The 23,067-nt window shown below is 56.6% G+C and carries 16 protein-coding genes and 1 pseudogene; 10 read left to right on the top strand and 7 right to left on the bottom strand.

What is annotated here, in order from left to right; genetic code table 11:
* Positions 1–21 precede the first annotated feature (21 nt).
* The 3 genes from EKN38_RS13840 to EKN38_RS13830 are packed head-to-tail and all read right to left on the bottom strand — an operon-like array spanning position 22 to position 6,525.
* Complete coding sequence (locus EKN38_RS13840; RefSeq protein ID WP_050860540.1) at positions 22–2,196, bottom strand: virulence factor SrfC family protein; 2,175 nt, start codon at positions 2,194–2,196, stop codon at positions 22–24.
* Entirely contained in the window at positions 2,193–5,174 is a 2,982-nt protein-coding gene (locus tag EKN38_RS13835; protein WP_014832077.1) for a virulence factor SrfB, read from the bottom strand. Before EKN38_RS13835 ends, EKN38_RS13840 begins: the two co-directional genes overlap by 4 nt.
* A 4-nt stretch (positions 5,175–5,178) precedes the next feature.
* Complete coding sequence (locus EKN38_RS13830; protein WP_014832076.1) at positions 5,179–6,525, bottom strand: SrfA family protein; 1,347 nt, start codon at positions 6,523–6,525, stop codon at positions 5,179–5,181.
* Positions 6,526–6,808: 283 nt separating this feature from the next.
* On the opposite strand from EKN38_RS13830, the gene EKN38_RS13825 reads away from it, so the two are divergent.
* Both EKN38_RS13825 and EKN38_RS13820 read left to right on the top strand, forming a co-directional pair.
* Positions 6,809–8,407 carry an ABC transporter substrate-binding protein gene (locus EKN38_RS13825; RefSeq protein WP_014832075.1) on the top strand — a complete coding sequence of 533 codons (1,599 nt, stop codon included), beginning with the start codon at positions 6,809–6,811 and terminating at the stop codon, positions 8,405–8,407.
* A gap of 96 nt (positions 8,408–8,503) precedes the next feature.
* Complete coding sequence (locus EKN38_RS13820) at positions 8,504–8,737, top strand: YdcY family protein (protein WP_014832074.1); 234 nt, start codon at positions 8,504–8,506, stop codon at positions 8,735–8,737.
* Between the two features lie 3 nt (positions 8,738–8,740).
* Here EKN38_RS13820 and EKN38_RS13815 read toward each other — a convergent pair whose 3' ends face one another.
* Positions 8,741–9,190, bottom strand: coding sequence for a DMT family transporter (locus tag EKN38_RS13815; RefSeq protein WP_014832073.1), 450 nt, complete (start codon positions 9,188–9,190; stop codon positions 8,741–8,743).
* A complete protein-coding gene (locus EKN38_RS13810; RefSeq protein ID WP_014832072.1) occupies positions 9,187–9,705 on the bottom strand; it encodes a GNAT family N-acetyltransferase in 519 nt (172 codons plus the stop codon). The genes EKN38_RS13815 and EKN38_RS13810 overlap by 4 nt, the downstream gene beginning before the upstream one ends.
* 150 nt (positions 9,706–9,855) lie before the next feature.
* On the opposite strand from EKN38_RS13810, the gene EKN38_RS13805 reads away from it, so the two are divergent.
* From EKN38_RS13805 to EKN38_RS13795, 3 genes are all read left to right on the top strand, one after another.
* On the top strand, positions 9,856–10,431 hold the full coding sequence (locus tag EKN38_RS13805; RefSeq protein ID WP_014832071.1) for a helix-turn-helix domain-containing protein: 576 nt from the start codon (positions 9,856–9,858) through the stop codon (positions 10,429–10,431).
* 65 nt (positions 10,432–10,496) lie between these two features.
* Complete coding sequence (locus EKN38_RS13800) at positions 10,497–11,537, top strand: NADP-dependent oxidoreductase (protein WP_014832070.1); 1,041 nt, start codon at positions 10,497–10,499, stop codon at positions 11,535–11,537.
* A 255-nt stretch (positions 11,538–11,792) separates the two neighbouring features.
* Complete coding sequence (locus EKN38_RS13795) at positions 11,793–12,461, top strand: GntR family transcriptional regulator (RefSeq protein ID WP_014832069.1); 669 nt, start codon at positions 11,793–11,795, stop codon at positions 12,459–12,461.
* Positions 12,462–12,599: 138 nt separating this feature from the next.
* Here EKN38_RS13795 and pqqU read toward each other — a convergent pair whose 3' ends face one another.
* Positions 12,600–14,714, bottom strand: coding sequence for a TonB-dependent receptor PqqU (gene pqqU / locus EKN38_RS13790; protein ID WP_014832068.1), 2,115 nt, complete (start codon positions 14,712–14,714; stop codon positions 12,600–12,602).
* A 244-nt stretch (positions 14,715–14,958) separates the two neighbouring features.
* Here pqqU and EKN38_RS13785 point away from each other — a divergent pair, with 244 nt between their 5' ends.
* Complete coding sequence (locus EKN38_RS13785; protein ID WP_014832067.1) at positions 14,959–16,020, top strand: YncE family protein; 1,062 nt, start codon at positions 14,959–14,961, stop codon at positions 16,018–16,020.
* Between the two features lie 113 nt (positions 16,021–16,133).
* Here EKN38_RS13785 and ansP read toward each other — a convergent pair whose 3' ends face one another.
* Positions 16,134–17,630, bottom strand: coding sequence for an L-asparagine permease (gene ansP, locus EKN38_RS13780; RefSeq protein ID WP_014832066.1), 1,497 nt, complete (start codon positions 17,628–17,630; stop codon positions 16,134–16,136).
* Positions 17,631–18,014: 384 nt separating this feature from the next.
* Between ansP and EKN38_RS13775 the strand changes: the two genes are divergently transcribed.
* From EKN38_RS13775 to EKN38_RS26005, 4 genes and pseudogenes are all read left to right on the top strand, one after another.
* Entirely contained in the window at positions 18,015–18,554 is a 540-nt protein-coding gene (locus tag EKN38_RS13775; protein ID WP_014832065.1) for an AAA family ATPase, read from the top strand.
* A 110-nt stretch (positions 18,555–18,664) separates the two neighbouring features.
* A complete protein-coding gene (locus tag EKN38_RS13770) occupies positions 18,665–19,684 on the top strand; it encodes an MsnO8 family LLM class oxidoreductase (RefSeq protein WP_014832064.1) in 1,020 nt (339 codons plus the stop codon).
* Positions 19,663–20,784, top strand: coding sequence for an amidohydrolase (locus EKN38_RS13765; RefSeq protein ID WP_014832063.1), 1,122 nt, complete (start codon positions 19,663–19,665; stop codon positions 20,782–20,784). Before EKN38_RS13770 ends, EKN38_RS13765 begins: the two co-directional genes overlap by 22 nt.
* Before the next feature lie 16 nt (positions 20,785–20,800).
* Positions 20,801–23,063 (top strand): annotated as a pseudogene (locus EKN38_RS26005) (NtaA/DmoA family FMN-dependent monooxygenase).
* The last annotated feature ends 4 nt before the right edge of the window (positions 23,064–23,067 follow it).

Genomic DNA, 23,067 nt, shown 5'->3' with positions numbered 1-23,067 from the left:
GCCACCCGGCAACAAAGGCTGCTACAGGATTAAAGCCCGAAGTGCCCGACGTGCGTCAGGCTGAACATCATGCGGATGCTGGTAATCGATGTTCTCAATCGCACGGCTATACAGTGCGACCAGCCAGTCGTACACATAGGCGGTGGCAGCGTGAACCGGTTGCTCTCCCAGGCGGGTGAGGCGCGGCATTGCGCTGCTGACCACCGGCGTGACAAATATTGCCTGGCCTTTGCGGATGCGGCTTGCCGGACGTTCAGCAACGGGCGTCTGGTCGTAACCGAGCCAGCCAACGAAATTACCCATCACCGCATGCAGCTGTGCGGCGCTGCTCTTGTCGGTTTCGACAATGCGCTGAAGCTGCTGAGGCAGGTTCAGTCGGTAGCTGGCGACTACCAGAACCTCGGCAATTTGCTGTAACACGGCTGGATCCAGCCCCAGGCGGGTGGCCGCTGCGTCATTGCGACTCCACTGGCGCAGATGGTTCAGCCACACTTTATGCGCCAGGCGAGCTTTGTCCTTTGTCTGGTATGTACTGGTATTTTCCTGTGCATTGTCAGCAAACAGATCAATGCTATTCGTAAACAGACCGTTGACCTGTTCCTCGCGCGGCTGCTGGACGGCCAGAAGCGTTTCGAAGGCTTTAAGCGGAGGCAAAAGACCTTCGAGCAACTCGCCGTGACGGGCGGCGCTGCTTTGCAGTGTGCGCACCATATTTTCGGCCTGAGCACGTCTTGCGCCTGGCTCTTCCACCAGCGGTGCCAGATAGCTGTGCATTAAAGCCGACAGCTCCTGGCGCAGCGCCGTTTTCAGCGTGTTGAGACGTTTCTGTCGCTGGGCAGGTAACGTGGCCTGAGACAGCCACTCGATGACGCGCTGCATGCTGTGGCTGTCCAGCGCCTGCAGTGTCCCCCAGCGCAGTCCCGGCTGGCCGAGCAGATGCTGGACCGCTTCATCGAGATTCTGCCGGGTGGTAAAACGCGCGTCGTGAGGGGTAATCGCCCACACCAGACCCGGCAGGGCAGATTCCTCTGCAGGCTGCGTCTCTTTGACCCAGTTCATCAGCACCTTTGCTTTTTTTGCCGTCTGGTCATGCTGCGCGGTTGCATTGCAGATCACCAGCACATCTGGCTGCAGCTGCTGGCGATAGTGTTCCAGCAGCCACTGACATTTGGCCTGGCTTAGCGGATCGGCGCTGTTTTCTGCGAAGACCGGGATATCAATAATATCGACGTTATCCAGCGCGCTGCTCTCGACCGGCAGCACCAGCTCACGCGTGAGAAACGCCAGTACATCGACGGGAATGCTAATGGCATTCAACATCTCGCCGTTGTTCAGGGGATGCAGAAGCGTCTCCTGGGCGTCCGGAAGGGTAAAGGTGCCATGGGTCAGGAAGCCCTCTCCAGGCAGACCAAAGTTATCCACCAGCAGGCTGAGCGGGGCGGCAAGTTCGCTGGCGTGGCTGGTCTGGTGCAGAACATGGGCGAGTTTTAACCACTGCTGGGTCAGTTCCTGTTGCTCACCCCACAAGAGCGACCAGACGCTGGCCCGGGTGGTGAGATCAAGCGATGGCACCAGTTGCGCAAACTGATGCCACAGCACATCATCAATTTGCTGTCTGGCGGCAGGTACCGTGCTTTGCCAGAAGCGGGCAATTGCACCCACTTCCTGTGCAGTTATGCCGGGCACACCCTGCGGCTGGCGCAGACCGCGCCACTTCTCAAGGCGTGTCTCAATAACGGCCTTGTCCACGGCGCGGATCTGCGGATGTAACGAAGTACGGGCGATAAACAGCTGCACCAGCTCGGCCTCGGTCACCAGGCTCAGACGTAGCGGGAACGCCTCGTCAACCACCGCCGCGCTTTCACTGGTGAAGCGCAGCGCCATGTTGGTCAGGGCGTGTCCCGGGTTGATATGCGAGAAGTAATCGAACGTGCGTTGCCCGGGGGTGACGTTCAGCCGCCCGTTACCGTTGCCGCACAGGGACAACAGCAGGTGCGCTTTGGCGCTCTGGGAATGGCCATACAGGCCAATGCTGCTCCGACGGGTCAGGGCCTGGTCAATGGCTTGCTCACGCGCCTGCGCCGCATTGATACGGGCCAGCAGGGCGTCGGCATCGTTATCCAGCACCGGGGCGTGCAGGCGCGTCTCGTTAATCCACCCGATTAAGGCCTGCGTGGTGGTCATCGTTGCACTCATTTCAGGTATACACTCCCGCTGTCGATCCAGTAGTGGCTGCCGCTATGACGGCGATCGGCCAGGGTATTCAGTTTGAAGGTTAAGGCGTCTGGTGGAACAGGGGTTCCATCCTGCAGCCAGGCGTCGCTCAGCGCGAAAGATTCCGGGCCTTCGTGCTTGCTGCCTCCGCAGAGCTTAAGCCGCACGTTCAGCACGCCGTCACCCGCAATCGCTTTGGCCAGTTCCGCCGAGTTGATACTCAGGGTGTACAGCGGCGTCGCCGGCCAGCGTGCGTTCGCCAGCTGGCGGAAGCCGAGCGTGACGTTCCCACGCAGCGGGAAATGCAGGCGGGCGTCGAGTTTTGCGCCAGGCTTATCCAGGTCGATATCCTGATACCAGACGTTTTCCTCACGCAGCGTGTTAACGGTGTTATCCAGCACGCCCAGATAGCGCACGGTGGAGTAGGCGCCAATATCGGCTGCCTTAAAGTTAAAGCGCGGCAGACGCAAATCGAGCGCCAGACTGCAGAGCATGGCTCCTACGGCGGCGGTCGATTTCGGGTTGCCGATACGCCCCTGCTGGCTGAACGGATACCACTCATGCACCTGGTATTTATCCAGCCATACGATGCGATTGACCGGCACGGGTTGCAGATGGCGGATCAGCGCCTGAACGCCCGGCAGACAGCCCGGGCGACCGGTGATCAGCAAAATATCGCAGCTGTAATGGGAGATCGCTTCGCACACCGCATGAAGCGGAGAGGCCAGCGTGAACTGACCCGCCAGCATTGCATCCTGCATTTCGCGGAAATTAACATGCAGTGGAACGGCCAACAGGTCGAAAGCTTCAGAACCGGCAGGCAGGGCATGGTCGACTGCCTGCTGCAGGTAGTTCATCACGTTGCGGGTTGGTTTCTGCGGCAGCAGTTCGCCAAAGGTGGCATGCAAACCGGCCAGCGGATCGTCAATGTCACTGGATTCCCACGCGGCGAGAATAGCATGACCGATCGGCATAAAGAGCTGAAGTGCAGTCTGCTGGCGCAATACCGCCTGGGTGTCGATACGACCGGAGTCACCGAACAGCGACGCCATCAGCATAGACGCGTCCGCAATACCGGATTTCTGCAGTTGTGTTTGCAGGGCTGGCAACACATAGCGCTGGATCACGTCCAGCAGGGTGTCGTCACCGGCCACTTTGAACCCTTCGCGGAACAGAAGTTGTGGCGTGATTTTGACGTTATTCCCGGAGCCGTCATCCAGCTGATAGTGGGTGATCGCCATATCTGTGGTGCCGCCGCCAATGTCGATAGAGGCCACGCGCAGTGAACGGCCCGGCGGCACATCAGGCTCAGGTTCACGATCCGGGCGGGCGAGGGAGGCGAAGAAGGCTTCCGTCTGACCACCAAAACGGGAGATCGCTTCGTTGTAGAGCCAAACCAGTTGCCCACAGCTCGCTTCATCCCACTCCATCTGGATCTCAGGCACCGGCACCACGCTTTTATCCTGCTGCTTGCGGGTGGCAAAGTCTTCATCCTGCGGATGCCATCCCATCGCTTTCCAGACGATGGCAATCGCTTCAAACATGCGGCGGCGGAAGATCTCGCGCTCCTGCTTCGGCATCGCCGAGGGCAGAGTAAGGATAAGCGTGCGCAACTGGCGCGGAGACGCCGGGAAGCCCAGACGCAGGCGCGTAGCGACGCTGTTAATCTGGCCCAGCGCCTGTGCCAGCAGCTCGCACAGCATATGGGTCATCAGGGTGCTGCGGCTGTACTGCGGGGAGAAGACCGGCAGACGCTCGTCCTGGGGCAGCGTAAACAGCGGTTCGCCGTCATCATTCATCAGGTTCATCAGCGGGAACGCGGTCGCCAGCGGCTCGCGCTGGGTTTTGCTGTTCATCTGGCTGAAACGCCAGTCCTGCACCACTGGCGTTTCATCCCACAGGTAGCGACGCGGGCTGGAGATCCCGCTGTTACCTTCGGTTCCCAGACGCTGCATAGCCAGCTTACGCGCTTCATCGCCAACCCGGACGATAGAAGGCCAGACGAAAGCATCCTCACGTCCACTTTCAACGGAAAAGTGTTGCTTGCCAAAACGCGCTTCCGAGAACTCCAGGCGACTGGTAAACAGGGGCTCATTGAGGAACTGCGGCTCGCTCAACGAGCGCACCTGCAACTCGGCCGTCTGGCGCAGACCGTCGTTGGCGTCGCCGTGATCTTCAATAATCACGCCGCAGGTATGGGTGTTGCCCACGTCGAGGATCAAATCGACCGGAATGGCAGGCGTGCTGAGCGTATGGGTGACAAATTTGACTTCCGGTACGGTGAGCTGTTCACCGAGCATGGTCAGCACATTCAGCCAGTGAGCCTGATACTCAAAGCTGCGCATGGCCTGCTGCAGATCGCGTTCTGAACGGTGTTCAACGTCCGAGGCATACTGCGTGAACGCTTCGCGCAGCCAGCCGTCTATCCACGTCTGGTCGAGGAAGTTTTCCACTTCGGCATCGCGCCAGGCCAGCGCGAAGCGGGTCCCGTTAAGAATGTCGTTTTCCACCGGCGACAGCGCGTAGGTGGCATGCTCCGCAATCTGGCTGTCGAGGGCGAGGGTGACGCGGTGGGTGTTGCCTGCGGTGTCAGGCGTCTCAAGCTTGCGGACCTGAACACGCGCCCAGTTGTCCGGGCCGTCAACAAAGGTACGCGGCGGGTTGAATCGCAGGAACGGAACCGGGAGCCAGACGCCATCCAGCACAGCCAGCGACTGATGCAGCGCTATGGTTGTCTCAGGCTTGACCACTTCAGGCTGGCCGCCGTCCGTACCGGGCAGGGTGTAACGCCCGTTAACTAGGTCGAAATCGAGACGCAAAAGCGGGCCGTTCGCGGTTTTACGCACGAAGCGCCCGTTGCTGGCGGTGTCCTGTGGCGTCAGGCCGAAATCGAGGAACTGCACACCGCTGTTGGCAATAAGCGTGACGCTCTGTTTATAGTCGCAAAGATTTACCAGCATAGGATCAGGCACCTGCTTTCTTAAACGTCAGTGGAACGACGGTGTTTGCATCATAACGAGCACGACATTCGGCGACATCGCTGGTGCCTGCTTTACAGGAGACTTCCGGCATCGGGTAGCGGGAACCGTCTGTGCAGCGTGCATTACCGCGGCTCTTAATCATCAGCTCACCGGTGCTGTGCAGGCCGGAGAAGATCTCTACGCGGCAGACAACATTATCGCCATGCACGACACGGGCGAAGCCTTTATTGTTCTGGATCTGATAGCGCAGTGACGGCGGTTTGCCGGTCACCGGATCTTTTACGTCAAGAATGGCGCGCCAGGTGCCGTTCAGGAAACGCGTCGAGCCCGCTTTTACCTGGTTTGCCTCCATGACCATGGCATCTTTCGGGATCGCGGCAATCACCACCGGGGCAGGCACCGGAGCGGGATCGGGTTCCTTCGCTTTACTCTCCACCACCTCAGCCTGATGCAGCGGCAGGTTCATCGCCAGCGGCTCAACCGCTTTAATCGGTTTTGGCGCAATTACCACGGGTTGCGGTGCCGGAGTCGCGGCTGGCGCTGGCGCGGTTGATGGCGCCTGTTTTGACCACAGCAGCGGGGCGGCAATGGCGGCAACAATGACCGCGGCAACCGGCAATGACCACAACGGTAGGCGACGCTTTTTCACAACTGGCGCAGGAGCCGGCTCTTCAACAGGCGGCGCAACGACTGGTGCAGGCTCGGGCTCATACAGATCTTCCGGCGTAATGCGCACAACGGTGGCCGGCGCGATCAGCGGTTCGTCTGCGTGTTCAAAGGTGACGGCCGGGGTCGGTTCTGGCTCTGGTTCAGGCTCCTCTATCACCACCGGCGCAGGCTCAGGGATCAACGATTCGCGCAGGCAGTCGAGTACATCATCGCGTGCATTTTCATTCAGGTTTACAAACCCCCAGAACGCAATGACCGGTTTACCGTCAACCAGATAGAGGAAGTTTTCGCCCGGGAACTGGAAGGCTTTCGACAGCAAGGAGCCGAAGAGCTGTTGTGCGGTTTTAGGCGACTGGAGGCATTTCTTACTCAGCGATTCGACGCTGGCAAGGGTGTTTTCCAGATAGCGCAGGGCGCGAAAACGGTCATCTTCATTGGCCGTTTTCCAGCTGGTGACGCTACCTTCCACCGGGGAGTACCAGTCCACGCGGTCACCGCCGTCGTTGACCTGCGGAATGGCCAGACAGTCGACAATGGCCTGCTGTTTGCGCAACCGGAGTGCTTCACGTATTTGCAACGCTGATTCAAAAACGGCTTGTCCGCCGCCGCCAACGGCCTGAAAATCATCCAGATTACCGCTGCGTAAAAGAGTTTTTGCCACGATTTGATCCCATATACTTCTTCACACCGTTACTTTAACGAAACCGGAAAGCAAACAAACGGAGGAAGAGACGCTAAAAGCGCCGATTTCTTGCGGCATAGATCGTGACGGTTGTGCTTGACGGATAATGGAACTTAAGACAAATCACCTTTTTCGGCACTGGCTGTAAAACCAGCAAAAAACGCGGCTTTAGAATAACCTGATAGTGTTTCGTTATTTGCCAGCGTATAGCGGCTGTGCTGTTATTACGGTTCTATATAATAAAACTGTCAGGGTTATAACCATGTCTACAGGGAAAACACTGCTCGCCCTTGCGCTGAGCGCTATTTTACCAGCCGGTGCCGCATGGGCGGCAAACAACGACACCCTTATTTACTGTTCTGAAGCGTCCCCCGAGTCGTTCAACCCGCAAATTGCCAGTTCAGGCCCGTCTTTTGTGGCCAGCTCTCAGGTGCTGTATAACCGCCTGATCAATTTCGACCCAGTGAAAAACACCCCGGTTCCGTCTCTGGCGGAATCCTGGACGATTTCACCGGACGGCAAGACCTATACCTTTACGCTGCGTAAAGGGGTGAAGTTCAACAGCAACAAATACTTCAAACCGACGCGCGACTTTAATGCCGATGACGTTATTTTCTCGGTCATGCGTCAGAAAGACCCTAAACACCCGTATCACACTGTGTCGCAGGGCAATTACGAATACTTTAACGACGTCGGCCTCGATAAGCTGATCCAGGACGTTAAAAAAGTCGATGATTATCATGTTCAGTTCACCCTCAGTGAACCGAACGCCGCTTTCCTGGCCGACTGGGGGATGGATTTTGCCTCCATTTTGTCTGCCGAATACGCGGATGCGATGCTGAAAAAAGGAACCCCTGAGAACGTCGACACCTGGCCGATCGGTACCGGCCCCTATGTACTCCAGCAGTACAAAGTGGATTCTCTCATCCGCTATGTGGCTAACCCGAACTACTGGGAAGGCCCGGTCCCGACCAAACACCTGATCTTCTCCATCACGCCAAATGTGGAGACCCGTCTGGCGAAACTGCAAACCAATGAGTGCCAGATCATTCCTGCGCCATCACCGGTGCAGTTTGACGTTATTAAGAACAACAAAGACCTGACGCTGCACTCCGTGGATGCGCTGAACGTGGGGTATCTGGCGTTCAATACCGAGAAAAAGCCGTTTGATAACGTGCTGGTGCGCCAGGCGCTGAACTACGCCACCGACAAAAAGGCCATCGTTAACGCCGTCTTTATGGGCTCCGGTACGGTCGCGAAATCTCCAATTCCGCCAAATATGATGGGCTTTAATAAAGATCTGAAGGATTACAGCTACGACCCGGAAAAAGCGAAAGCCCTGCTGAAACAGGCCGGACTGGAGAAGGGCGCGGAGGTCACGCTGTGGTCAATGCCGGTACAGCGTCCGTACAACCCGAACTCCCGCCGTATTGCTGAGATGATCCAGAGCGACTGGGCGAAAGTGGGTGTGAGGGCCAAAATCGTCTCGTACGAGTGGGGGGAGTATCTTTCCGGAATGCGTAAAGGCGAGCATGACTCCGCGCTGTTCGGCTGGATGTCGGATAACGGCGATCCGGATAACTTTGCCGATGTGCTGCTGGGCTGCAATAGCATCAAAACCGGCTCCAACGCTGCACGCTGGTGTAATAAGGATTATGATGCCCTGGTGCAGAAAGCCAAACTGATCAGCAACCCGGCCGATCGCACGAAGCTGTATAGCCAGGCGCAGGAGATTTTCTACCAGCAGGCACCGTGGATTGCGCTGGCAAACGGCAAAACGTTCTATGCCACCCGCAGCAACGTCACGGGTTACAGCGTGAGCCTGATGGGCAGTGATTTCTCAAAAGCGAAGCTGAACTGATCGTGTGCCCGGTGGCGCTGTGCTTACCGGGCCTACGGTACCTCATGTAGGCCGGGTAAGGCGTAGCCGCCACCCGGCAACTGACAAGGAGTGACAATGTCACATTTAGACGAAGCGATCGCCCGCGTGGATGTCGCGATTAAAGAGGGTGTGATAACCCACATGAACGAACTGCTTATTGAACTGAGCGATGACGCTGAGCTGAGCCGGGAAGCACGCTATACCCAGCAGCAGCGCCTGCGTACCGCGATTTCACACCACGGTAAGGAGCATAAAGACGAGATGGACGCGCGTCACGAACAGCTGACTAAAGGTGGCACGATCCTGTAGCGGTTAAAACTGACGTCGGGCCACCAGCCACGCACCCACCACCAGCATCACTGCACCGCACACCGGGCCGATCAGCGCCCGCAGCGGGATGCCATGGCTTTTCAGCACGTCCATTATCAGTCCGCCGATCAGCTGGCTTGCCACCAGCACCGCAATAGTCGTCGCCGCACCAACGTTCTGGTAACCACTGATACTGGCAAAGACAAAAAAGGAGCCCAACAGTCCCGGGATCAACGTCCACCAGCGCACCGTTGACGCCAGCTCGCTAAACCCCGCAAGTCCCTGTTTGAACAGCAGAATACTGACAAACAGCACTATACCAACCAGTGAGTTCAGCAGCATGGCGATAAGTATGGTGGAGGAGGACTGGGTGATGCGCACCATCAGGGTATTTTGCACCACCAGACCAATGCCCGCCGCCACCAGAAAAGCCAGCGTCAGTGATTGATTCATTTAATCGCGTCCGGATCGCTGCGCTCATCAAGCTGCAGCTGCATAAAGGTTAAGTCCAGCCAGCGGCCAAATTTGGTGCCCACCTGCGGCATTTGACCTGTCGTCACAAAGCCAAGCGTCTGATGAAGATGAATAGAGGCGTGGTTCTGCGCTTCAATCCCCGCCACCATCACATGCTTGCCGATGTCACGGGCTTCGACAATCAACGCCTTCATCAGCGTGCGGCCAATGCCTTTGCCCTGGTGATCCGGATGGACATACACCGAGTGCTCGACCGTATGACGAAATCCGTCAAAGGCGCGCCAGTCACCGAAGGAGGCGTATCCGGTGATAATGCCATTCTCTTCGCTTACCAGCACCGGATAACCTGCGAGGGTGCGGGCCTCAAACCATGCGATACGGTTATCGGTATCGACCGTGGTATCGTTCCAGATCGCGGCGGTGTGCAGCACCGCGTGGTTGTAAATTTCACCAATAGCGGCGCAGTCTTCTTTGCAGGCATGACGAACGATCATGATGGAACCCCTGAATGTGTTGTTTACTATGTTATTACGTTATTACTACGATATTACACAACAGCTGTGGCAGATGGCTACGACATAACCCTTATTTTTTTGTTATCAAAACCCCATTGAAATGCCTTTCATACACTATAGTATGACGTCATGAACACCATAACAGACACGATGAATCAACGGATTAGCGCAAGAATTCGCCTTGAGCGCGAATCGCGCGGTTGGTCGCTGAGCGAACTGGCCGAACGGGCAGGCGTCTCGCGGGCCATGATCCACAAAATTGAGCGTGGGGACAGTAGCCCGACGGCAACCCTGCTTGCACGGTTGTCCGGCGCGTTCGGCATCAGCATGTCAACGTTGATAGCCAGAGCGGAGATGCAGGAGGGAAAACTGCTGCGTCTTGCGAACCAGCCCGTCTGGCGCGATCCGCAGACCCACTATCTCCGCCGCCATGTCTCACCGCGTACGGATCTGCCTATCGACCTTGTGCAGGTTGAGCTGCCTGCGGGGAGCGATGTGCCTATGCCCGCATCGTCCTATGCGCTGGCCCGCCAGCTGATCTGGCTGCAGTCCGGGGAGCTGATCTTTCAGGAAGGCGACACCCGCCACGAAATGCAGGCCGGGGATTGTCTGGAGCTCGGGCCGCCCAATGACTGTCGGTTCATTAACGAAACCAATGAACCCTGCATCTATCTGGTGGTTCGGCTTAACCAGTCTGGCTCGTAATGTTAAGGCGCTCAGGCGGATCATGAGCCAGGATCAATGGACATCTGTACCATAAGGAGTCTCTGATGAATCAATCTGTTTCGCAAAATCGTCGCTGGGTACTGGCTTCGCGTCCACACGGCGCGCCGGTCGCGGATAATTTTCGTCTCGAAGAGCAGCCGGTTCCGGTACCGGCGGCAGGACACGTTCTGCTGCGTACTATCTGGCTTTCGCTTGACCCGTACATGCGCGGCCGCATGAGCGATGCGCCATCCTATTCACCACCGGTTGAGCTTGGTGCGGTGATGGTCGGCGGAACGGTCAGCCGCGTTGAGCAGTCCAGTCATCCGGATTTTAAAGCAGGGGAATGGGTGCTGGGATACAGCGGCTGGCAGGAGTACGACCTTTCTGACGGCAGTGGTCTGGTCAAACTGGGCGAAAATCCCACCCATCCTTCCTGGGCGCTGGGTATTCTCGGGATGCCGGGCTTCACCGCCTATATGGGGCTGCTGGATATTGGTCAACCGAAAGCGGGTGAAACGCTGGTGGTGGCAGCGGCAACGGGCCCCGTTGGTGCAACGGTCGGGCAAATCGGTAAAATCAAAGGCTGTCGGGTCATCGGTGTGGCCGGTGGCGCAGAAAAATGCCGTCATGCTGTTGAGGTGCTGGGCTTTGACCAGTGTCTGGATCATCATGCTGATGATTTTGCCACGCAGCTTCAGGACGCCTGCCCGAACGGTATCGATGTCTATTATGAAAACGTTGGCGGTAAGGTCTTTGACGCCGTGCTCCCGCTGCTTAATACCTCCGCGCGGGTGCCGGTATGTGGTCTGGTGAGCGGCTACAATGCGACCGGTCTGCCTGAGGGGCCGGATCGTTTGCCGCTGTTAATGGGGACCATCCTGAAAAAACGCATTCGTATGCAGGGTTTTATCATCGGCCAGGATTACGGGCACCGCATCAAGGAGTTCCAGCAAGAGATGGGGCGCTGGGTGCAGGAGGGTAAAATCCACTATCGCGAGCAGGTGATCGACGGGCTGGAGAACGCCCCGGAGGCGCTGATCGGTCTTCTTGAAGGCAAAAACTTCGGCAAAGTCGTGATTCGCGTCGCGGCAGACAATAAATAAACAACATTATGGCGGGGGTTCCCGCCATATTTATTTGTGAAGATACGATATATTGTCTTTAATTAAACCTACACAGCGTTCGCGCCTTCCACACGGATGAGCCAAAGAGCGATAAAAACATACGGTTTGTACTTTTTGACGTTTATATGCACTTCCCACCACCAGGCATGACGATACAGGATATATCGGACCAGCGTCGTTTATTAAAAACTGACGTTAATAAATAGCATTAAGTTTTAGCTACAGGAATTGAACATGCTTGATTTGGATCATTTAGAAAAAGCGCAGAGAATCAGCCTTACCATGCAAGTTGAGATCAGTTTGAAAGGGGCGCTAATTACAGGCTCGCTGAAACCAGGCGCACGACTGATCACCAAAGAAATTGCCGATAAATTAGGGACCAGTATCACGCCGGTTCGCGAGGCGCTTTTGCGTCTGGTATCGTCAGGGGCGCTGCAGGCCACACCGGCGCAGGCATTTCTGGTGCCAGAGGTGACGCTGGAGCGCTATAACGAAATTACGGCCATCAGAAAACAGCTTGAGCCGATGGCGGTAGCCGCCGCCTGCCAGCATTTGACGCAGAGCAAGCTGGAGATATTGCGCACGTTGTCGGACGATTTTCATGAGGCGATGCGCAACGGGAATGTCCAGAAGGCACTGCATGCTAACCGCGTGTTTCGCTTTACCCTTTATCAGTACGCGGAAATGCCGACGCTGAGCGCCTTAATCGAGCAGCTCTGGATCCGCATTGGGCCTTGTATTAACTATCTGCACCAGGAGCTTAACGACATTAAAGCGTCGTCTTATCATTACGAGGAGTTACTGTCCGCGCTGGAGAGAGGCGATGTTGAGGGCAGCCAGAAAGCGATTGAAAAACTGATCGATGAAGCTAATTCTCTATTACAACGGCAATATTTTAGCTGAGGAATTATTCAACGGCGGGTCAATATTCTTCATTTGAAATATTCGTTCTATGAATAAATCCTGATGGCATTGCGCCATCAGGATGGTTATTTCGTTTTAAAAAATATAAAACTGGGAAATTAAATACCCCTTTTATTTCTACTCGAAACGATAAGAGACCGACAAGCCAACACCGTAGTTGCGACCCGGAGCAGGTTCGTAATAACGTCCATTGGATTCGTTAACAATCACCGAGCCGGCATACTCTTTGTCGAACAGATTATCAACGCGACCAAAGAGATCCATGCCCCAGTTGCCGTAGTTGAATTTATACCCGGTATTCAGCCCGACGACCGTGTAGGATGGGGCTTTCGCCGTGTTTTCGTCATCGGCCATGATGTCACTCATGTAGCGCACGTCAGTCCCGGCATACCAGCCTTCCTCGGGTTGCCAGCCAAACGAGGCAAAGCCCATATTGCGGGCAATACCCGGCATGCGGTTGCCGTTACAGTTATCGTCGCCGCAGACGTTGGTGCGATAGGTGGCGTCCAGATATGTCCACGCCATTTTCAGCTTCCAGTTTTCAGCAAACTGCTGATCGAGGGAAACTTCCACCCCCTGACGACGGGTTTTACCGGCATTTTTGTAGCTGGTACGTCCGCCGGAGCTGGCATCCACCACAATTTCATCATCGGTGTCGGTGCGGAACAGGGCCGCGGTCAGCAGGCCGTTGCCGATGCGGGTTTTGCTCCCCACTTCATAGGTGTTATTGGTGGACGGTTTCAGGCCAATGTTCAGACCGCCCTGGTTGTCCGCGCGATAGGAGAGTTCATTGATGGTTGGGGTCTCAAATCCACGACCCGCCGCAGCGTAAAGGTTCCACGCGTCGGTCACCGCATATTTCACCGAACCGGCCGGAAGCCACTTGTGATAGCTAGCATCACCGCTGTCATCACCGTTGCCCGGTGTAACGTAGTGATCGTTGGAATCAAACCAGACGGAGCTGTAACGCACCCCGGCATCCACAGAGAGTTTCTGCGTTAACTGCCAGCTGGTTTGCAGGTAAGGATCGACGTTCCACATCAGGTTACGTTCGTTGCGGCGCTTGTCGCCTTTTACGCCGTAATCCGGCACGCCGTTGTTCATCACGAAGTTCTCATACCCGCGACGATCTTCGCTCATGTTTTCGTAGTTCAGGCCGGTGGTAAAGGTCACCGGCACCAGCAGTTCGCCGCGGTGCGTCCAGCGGGTATCGATGCCCTGATAGTGGCGCTGCATATCAATCACGCCGCCAGAGTGGGAGGGGCGCAGCTGCGGTTGATAAGGGATCGACTGATACTGGGTCATTTCGCGCTCGCCGGCGTACATCATGACGCTGAGATCGTCCTGCGCACTGAGCTGGCGGTCATAGCGCAGCCCGGCCTGGGTCTGCTTGATGGTTTTGCGTGTATTGTACTGATCGCCACGCGGCGACTGGCGCGGGTTATCCTGCCACTCCTGATAATTCAGCCCGCCCGGATCGTTGGCTTTCATGTCCACGCTGTTAAAGATCAGCGTCAGCTTGCTGGCATCGTCAATGCGCACGCCCAGTTTGGCGTTGGCGAGATTCTTCCGCGCACCGCTGTGATCGCGGTAGCCTTTGGTGGTGAAGCGGGTGGTAGATACGGTGTAATCCACATCGCCCGCGTGTGTGCCGTCGCCCATCGCGCCGGTGGCTTTCATCCCGTAGCGCCAGGTACCGTAACTGCCGTAGTAGCTGCTGGCCTCAATGGTTGGCGGCTGTTGACCGGTCTGGGTGTTGATGTTGATCACGCCGCCGGAGGCATTGCCATACAGGGCAGAGAAGGGGCCACGCAGCACTTCCACGCTCTCCACGCTGGAGAGATCGATGTTAGACGTCTGGCCCTGGCCGTCTGGCATGGTCGCCGGGATCCCGTCCACGTACATTCGAATACCGCGCACACCGAAGGTAGAGCGGGCACCGAACCCACGCATCGACAGCTGCAGATCCTGGGCATAGTTCTGACGGTTCTGAATTTGCAGGCCCGGGACGCTACCGAGAGATTCAGAGAGGTTAATGCGTGGTGCGGCGTGACGCATATCATCGCCATTCACGACGCTGACCGCCGCCGGGGTATCCAGCTCCGATACCGTTTGTGGCGTGGCGCTGACGATCATGGTCTGTTCATCCGCACCCATCGCGGTGAGGGGAGAGAAGATGACAGGAGCCAGCAACAGTGGAAGGGTTGCCTTACGGGCAGAAATGATTTTCATGAAATAAACCGGTTAAGGATAAGAAACGTACCAAATGGAACATGTACAGGTATGTTAAATCTTTTGTAAATGTTTTGAAAACTATAACCGCACATTGCGTTAAGGAAAGGCGAAGCGGAAAAGAAAAACTCCACTTTTACACGATTAATGATTACTATTCTCATTAAAAAAACGGCAATGCCATGACGTTGCCAGCCGGAAGTGATGTCAGCAGTACACCCCCTCTCGTGAAAAAGGAATTGTTATGTCTTTACGTCATCTGTGCTCCCCACGTCTGCGTCGTTCACTGCTGTGTAGCGCTTTACTGCTTGCCGGCACCTTCCAGGTGCAGGCTGGCGAAGAGATGTTGCGCAAAGCGGTTGGGAAAGGCGCGTATGAAATGGCGGTGAGCCAGCAGGAGAATGCGCTGTGGGTTGCGACGTCACAAAGCCGTAAAACAGATAAAGGCGGTATTGTGTATCGCCTCGACCCGGTCACTCTGGACGTAACGCAGGTCATTCATAACGATCTGAAACCCTTTGGCGCCACCCTGGACACTGCCACCCAGACGCTGTGGTTGGGTAACACCATCAACGGTGCCGTGACCGCCATTGACGCCAAAACCGGCGAGGTGAAAGGGCGCCTGGTTCTGGATGACCGCAAACGCAGCGACACCGTCAAACCACTGCAGCCACGCCAGCTGGTGGCAGATGATGCCAACCATACCGTGTACATTACCGGGGTCGGTAAAGAGAGCGTGATCTGGGTAGTAGACAGCGCAACGCTGAAGCTGAAGGATACCATCGCGAACACTGGTACCTACGGCACCGGCCTGGCGCTGGATGCGCAGGCGAAACGACTCTATACCACCAACGCCGACGGTGAACTGGTAACGATTGACACCGCCAGCAACAAAATCATCAGCCGCAAAAAGGTGCAGGATGACGGGAAAGAGCACTTCTACCTGAACCTGAGTCTGGATACCGCCGGACAGCGTGCCTTCCTGACCGATTCAAAACAGCCGGAAGTGCTGGTGGTGAACCTGAAAGATGGCAGTGTCATTGAGAAGATCGCGACGCCAGAGTCGCTGGCGGTGCTCTTTAACCCGGCGCGCAACGAAGCGTACGTGACGCATCGTGAAGCCGGAAAGGTGAGCGTGATTGACACCAAAACCTATAAAGTGACGAAAACCTTCGACACGCCGGTCTATCCAAACAGCCTGGCGCTCTCTGCTGATGGCAAAACGCTGTACGTAACGGTGAAACAAAAATCCACCCGTCAGCAGGAAGCGACCCAGCCTGACGATGTGGTACGTATCACGCTCTGATGTGGGAATTGCCCGCTGGCGCTGCGCAAAACGTAGGGCGGGTAAGACGAAGCCGCCACCCGACATAAAAAAAGGAAGGCATTTGCCTTCCCTTTTTAGTGTTTACTGCACGCTTAACGCGAGGTTTCTTCCACCAGCGGGCCGTCGTGTTTTTCATCTTCATGATGAACCGGCGCGGTGCTGTGAATTTCGTATACGCGCTTACGCACGCCAAACCAGCCAGCAATCAGCAGAACGGCCAGCAGCGGAATGGTGGCGATGGTATAGGTGCCGTTCGGGTAATCGAACGCCATCAGGACCAGCACGCTGAACAGGAACAGCAGGGTGAGCCACGAGGTCACCGGTGCGCCTGGCATTTTGAAGCTCACGTCAGCTGCTTTGCCCTCTTTAATGGCTTTGCGCAGACGCATCTGGCAGACCACGATAAAGGCCCAGGAAGCGATAATCCCCAGCGCGGCCACGTTCAGTACGATCTCGAACACGCGGGACGGTACCAGATAGTTCAGGAACACGCCAAACACGTAGACCACCAGCGTCGCCAGGATGCCGGCATAAGGCACCTGCTGCTTGCTCATCTTCGACATGAACTTCGGCGCAGAGCCACCCATCGACATGGAGCGCAGGATACGGCCTGTGGAATATAAGCCGGAGTTCAGGCTGGAGAGTGCCGCGGTCAGCACCACGATGTTCATGATACTACCCACGTATGGCACGCCGAGCTTCGAGAAGAAAGTCACAAACGGGCTCTGACCCGCCTGATAGGCGTTCCATGGCAGCAGCAGAACCAGCAGCACCACAGAGCCGACATAGAACAGACCGATACGCCAGATCACGCTGTTAATGGCTTTAGGCACCATGGTCTGCGGGTCTTTACATTCGCCCGCCGCCGTACCCACCAGCTCGATAGAGGCAAAAGCGAACACCACGCCCTGCACCAGAACCAGCGCCGGCAGCAGACCGTGCGGGAAGAAGCCGCCGTTATCGGTTATCAGGTGGAAGCCGGTTGCATTGCCGTCCAGCGGCTTGCCGCTGCCGAGGAACACGGTACCGACCACCAGGAAAATCACAATCGCCAGCACTTTTACCAGTGCAAACCAGAACTCCATCTCGGCGAACCACTTCACGCCGATCATATTCATGGTACCGACAATCGCCAGGGCACCCAGCGCAAAGACCCACTGCGGGACATCGCCAAACGCGCCCCAGTAGTGCATATACAGCGCAACGGCGGTGATATCAACGATACCGGTCATCGCCCAGTTGACGAAGTACATCCAGCCGGCAACGTAGGCGGCTTTTTCACCAAGAAATTCGCGAGCGTAAGAGACAAAGCTGCCGCTGGAAGGGCGATGCAGCACCAGCTCGCCCAGCGCACGAAGAATGAAGAAGGAGAAGATCCCGCACACCAGATAGACCAGGGCGAGAGCCGGGCCTGCCATTTGCAGACGTGCGCCAGCACCTAAAAACAGACCTGTACCGATAGCGCCGCCGATGGCGATCATTTGGACCTGACGGTTGCCCATCGCTTTGTGGTAGCCCTCTTCATGGGAGTTTAACCAGCGACGTTTAGCAGCATGATGATCGGCTGCGCTTTTATTGCTTGTTTTCATTGAGTTACCTGTTTGCCTGTCTGAACCATTATCGTGATAGTCCTGCCTGGCAGAGAGCAATACAAACGATTGCTTCTGCGCAAACACATGTCGCCTTCCCAGTCATTCTGCGTATGGATAAGGCGAAACATGGCGAGGCATCCTACCTGCAATTGATAAGCGACGCAAAATATAACCGTGCCGAAAGTGATGCACGTCGAAGGAAATCGTGTGGTCAGAGCAGACGAGGATCACAACGCGCTGAATCGTGATGACTTTTTAGACAAAACCGTCAGTGACATGCTGTTTTAATCATCAGATGTGCTTAATAGTTGCTCAGTGGAACAAGCGGAGGGTAAACGCTATGATCGGTTTGGTTTTTATGCAGCTAAAACGAGGCTAAGGGTGAGAATTAATGTAATCGGCACCAGCGGAAGTGGAAAAACCACGCTGGCAAGACGGATCGCTGATGAACTGGCTATTCCTTATATTGAAATGGACAGGCTTTACTGGCGCCCGAACTGGCAGGGCACAGCAGATGATGCGTTTCTGGAAAAACTGGAGCATGCATTAAGCGCTTCTCAGAACTGGGTGCTGGATGGTAACTATAACCGCACGCGACCTGTTAAATGGCGCAATGTTGACATTGTGGTGTGGGTAGATTGCGGGTTTGCCCGCACCCTCTGGCAGGCCGTCACCAGAGCAATCAAACGGGCCTGGCATCAACACGAACTCTGGCCTGGAACGGGAAATAAAGAGAGTTTCCGGCGCGCGTTCTTCAGCAGAGAGTCCATTATCATCTGGACGATTAAAACCTGGCGCAACAACCGCAGGCGTTACGAAGCCGATCTGCAAAATCCGGACTACGCGCATATACGCTTTATCCGTATTATCCGCCGCAGTCAGGCGGAAACGCTGATTTCTACGCTAAAGTCTTATTCTTAGTATGGTTTTATATATCTGATTTCCGGCAAACCAAATGTAAATTAATTGTTTCTCAGTGGTGAAATACGCCTTTAATAATGACGACATGTTAAGTCAAACGAGAACGCAACATGTCCTGGCGAATCAGCATTCTGGATAAAAGCCCTGTCGCTGAAAACGAAACAGCCGCCGATGCGCTGGCGCGAACCCTGGCGCTGGCGCAACAGGCGGAAACTCTCGGTTATCACCGCTTCTGGATTGCCGAACACCACAACACCCCGCAGCTGGCCAGCCCCTCGCCGGAGTTGTTGATTGCCTGGATCCTCGGGCAGACAACGCGTATCCGCGTAGGATCGGGCGGCGTTATGCTGCAACACTACAGCCCCTATAAAGTCGCGGAAAACTTCAATCTACTGGCTGCTCTGGCTCCGGGTCGCGTGGATCTGGGCGTCGGAAAAGCACCCGGCGGTCTGCCGCTCTCCACCCGCGCATTGCAACTCGGTCTGAATCAGCAGGAAAAGGGCAGTTTTGCCGAACAGCTGGCGCAACTTGATAGCTGGATCCGCCCTGAAAATCAGTCGGTCGATGAGGCGGTTCGCGCCACGCCGCTGCCGCCGGTCCCGGCGCAGGGATTCCTGCTGGGAGCCAGCGTCGAAAGTGCTCTGCTGGCCGCAAAACTCAACTGGCATTTTGTCTTTGCCGCTCACCTGAATGGCGATCCGGACCTGCTGCGTGAGGTCATCACCACCTGGCGTGAACACAGCGTCCGGGAGGTGATTGTGGCGGTGCAGGTGATTGTGGCGGACTCTCAGACCCAGGCGCAATCGCTGGCGCAAAAGGTTGAAGTCTGGGGCGTGGAGCTGGCAAACGGCCAGCGCGTTACGGTGGCCAGCGAAGAGCAAGCCTATGCGTTTGCGCGTCAGGCAGGCAGCGAGCCGCTGCGTATTGCGCGTCGCGCGCAGTCGCTGGTGGCCGGGACCGCAGAGTCGGTACTGGCACAACTGGACGCTCTGCATCACCAGTGGGGTATTGACGAATTCATTATCGACACACCGGTTGCGGAGGGTGCCACGCGCGTGCAGTCCCTGCGTCTGCTGGCGCAGGCGCGACTTAACAAGGAGGTCACCGTATGCGTTTTGGCGAACAACTGATTGCCTGGCGACGTGAGCTGCACCAGAACCCGGAGCTGTCGGGCCAGGAAGTGGAAACAACCGCCCGTCTGCACCAGTGGCTGACGAATGCCGGCATCAGACCACTGCCTTATGATCTGCCGACCGGACTGGTCGCGGAAATTGGCACCGGCACCAAACTGATTGCCCTGCGGGCGGACATCGATGCCTTGCCGATCGAAGAGCGCAGCGGGGTGGCGTTTAGCTCACAGCGTGCGGGGGTGATGCACGCCTGCGGTCATGACATCCACACCAGCGTGATCCTCGGGGCGGCATTAAAACTGAAAGAGCGTGAAGCGTTGCTTAACGGTCGCGTGCGGATCCTGTTTCAGCCTGCCGAAGAGAACTTTGGCGGTGCGAAGAGCATGGTGCGGGCCGGGGCGTTACGTGACGTCAGCGCCATCTTCGGCATGCACAACGAGCCGGGGTTGCCGGTGGGTGAGTTTGCCACCCGCGGCGGGCCGTTCTATGCCAACGTCGATCGGTTTGTGATCCGCATTACCGGCAAAGGGGCCCATGCCGCACGGCCTCATGAAGGCAACGACGCGATTGTGCTGGCAAGCCAGCTCATTACCGCGCTGCAGAGCGTCGCCAGTCGCAACGTGAATACGCTGGACTCCGTCGTGCTGAGCGTAACGCGCATTGCGGGCGGTAACACCTGGAACGTCCTGCCGGAAAGCGTTGAGCTGGAAGGGACGCTGCGCACACATCGCGCGGAAGTTCAGCAGAACGTCAAAGCGCGCGTCGGTGAAATCGCCGCCGGATTCGCCAGCGCCTTCAGTGCCCAGATTGATATCACCTGGTATGCCGGGCCGACTGCGCTGGTCAATGATGAGCGCTGGGCGGAATTTGCCACCTCGGTCGCCCGGGAAGCGGGGTATGAAACCCAGCATGCTGAATTGCATATGGGCGGAGAGGATTTTGCGGTCTATCTGCAGCAGATCCCCGGCGCGTTTGTCAGCATTGGCAGCAATAGCCCGTATGGTTTACATCACCCGGCCTTTAATCCGGACGAAGCATTAATTGAGCCGGCTGCCCGTTATTTTGCACAGCTTGCGGAAAAAGCCCTGCAACACGTTTAATTCAGAAGAGGTGAATATGTCTGCAACCCGACAATTGCGGCTGGGGACCATTTTGCATGGTGCATCCGGGAATATGTCCGCCTGGCGCCATCCTGCGGCGGTCGCCGATGCCAGTATTAATTTTGATTTCGTCAAAGCGACGGCGTTAAAAGCCGAGGAGGGCAAGCTCGACTTTTTATTCGTCGCCGACGGCCTCTACATTAATGAGAAATCGATCCCGCATTTTTTAAACCGCTTTGAGCCGTTAACGGTGCTCTCTGCACTGGCGAGCATTACCTCGCGGCTGGGTCTGGTGGGCACGTTATCCACCTCCTACAGCGAACCCTTTACCGTGGCGCGCCAGTTTGCCAGCCTGGATCACCTGAGCAACGGCCGTGCGGGCTGGAACGTCGTGACCTCGCCGCTGGAAGGGTCGGCCAGGAACTTCTCGCGTGAAAAACACCCGGAGCACGCGCTGCGCTACCGCATTGCGGATGAGTATCTCGGCGTAGTGAAAGGGCTGTGGGACTCGTGGGAAGGCGATGCCTTTGTGCGCAACAAAGAGAGTGGTCAGTTCTTTGACCCCGCCAAACTGCATACCCTGGATCATCACGGTGATTTCTTCCAGGTCGCCGGGCCGCTCAATATTGGTCGCACGCCGCAGGGGCGTCCGATTGTGTTCCAGGCGGGCGCATCGGACGACGGCAAAAAGCTGGCAGCGAAGCATGCCGATGCGATCTTCACCCATCATGAAACCTTTGAAGAAGCACAAGCGTTCTACCGCGACGTGAAGCAGCAGCTGGAAAATAACGGTCGTCGTGCTTCTGATCTGCACATCTTCCAGGGCGTGAGCGTGATTGTCGGAAAAGATGCCGAAGATGTGGAAAACCAGTACCAGACCACCGCGGCGCTGGTGTCGGTTAAGGATGCGCTCAATTATCTCGGACGTTATTTCGAACATCACGATTTCAGCCAGTATCCGCTCGACGAGCCGTTCCCGGACCTCGGCGATCTGGGGAAAAACAGCTTCCGCAGTACCACGGATGAGATAAAGCGCAATGCCCGTGAACGTCAGCTGACGCTGCGTCAGGTCGCGCTGGAAGCGGCCTCGCCACGCCCCCGTTTTTCCGGCACGCCGGAGCAGGTGGCGGACGGCCTGCAGGCATGGTTCGACGGCGATGCAGCCGACGGCTTCATCATTCAGGGCGGGACGCCAGATACCTTCCCGCGCTTTGTTGACCAGGTGGTGCCGGTGCTACAGGCCCGCGGCCTGTTTCGCACTGACTACCCCGGAACCACACTGCGCGACAGCCTGGGCCTGGACGAACCCAAAAATCAGTTCACACAACAATAAAGAGAACACCGCTATGCAGAAAACATCGCTTATTCTGGCGCTCGCGCTGGCCTTTACCCCTGCCGCCTGGGCAGAGAATGTGAACATTAACGGCACCGGTGTGAGCATTGAGGCCAACAAAACGCCGATCAACACCGCCAAAAACGGCGAGGCCATCGCGCAGTTGCCGAAAGATTATCGCTTTGCCGTGCCGGGGAAATTTACCGTTGCGGTGGCAGGTCTCAATCAACCGCCACTGACGGTTTTCTCGGATGACAACAAAACGCTTCTGGGAAGCGAAGTTGACGTCGCCCGTCTGGTAGCCGACAGCCTCGGGCTGGAGCTGAACGTGGTGCCAACCTCCTGGGAGGACTGGCCGCTGGGGGTGGCCTCCGGGAAATACGATGCGGCGATCAGCAACATCACCGTGACCAAAGCGCGCAAAGAGAAGTTTGATTTCGCCACCTACCGTAAGGATTCGCTCGGTTTCTATGTGAAATCAACCAGCCCAATCACATCCCTGCAGAAGGCGGAGGACATTGCCGGGCTGCGGATTATCGTGGGCTCTGGCACTAACCAGGAGGCCATCCTGCTGGCATGGAACGCCGAAAACCTGAAGAAGGGATTAAAACCGTTTACCCCGATCTACACCAAAGATGACGCGGCACAAACGCTGGCGCTCCAGTCCGGGCGTGCGGATGCGTATTTTGGTCCGAACGTGATTGGCGCGTGGAAAGCCGCGCTGACGGGTAAAACCAGACTGGTCGGTAGCGTAGACGGCGGCTGGCCGAAGGCGGCGCATATCGCGGTAACGCTGAAAAAAGGCAGCGGGCTGGTGGAACCGGTGCAGATCGCACTGAACGGCGTGATCAAAAACGGCGATTACGACAAAGTGCTGAACCGCTGGGGGGAAGGGGTGGAACGCATCCCGCTGTCGGAAGTGAACCCTGCCGGTCTGGGTGACTAAGGAG

Origin of the sequence: Enterobacter sp. WCHEn045836, from assembly GCF_003965585.1 — a bacterium.
In the GTDB taxonomy this organism is placed as follows: Bacteria; Pseudomonadota; Gammaproteobacteria; order Enterobacterales; family Enterobacteriaceae; genus Enterobacter; species Enterobacter dissolvens.
The sequence above is the reverse complement of the archived record's forward strand: the minus strand, read 5'-3'. Positions and strand labels throughout refer to the sequence as shown.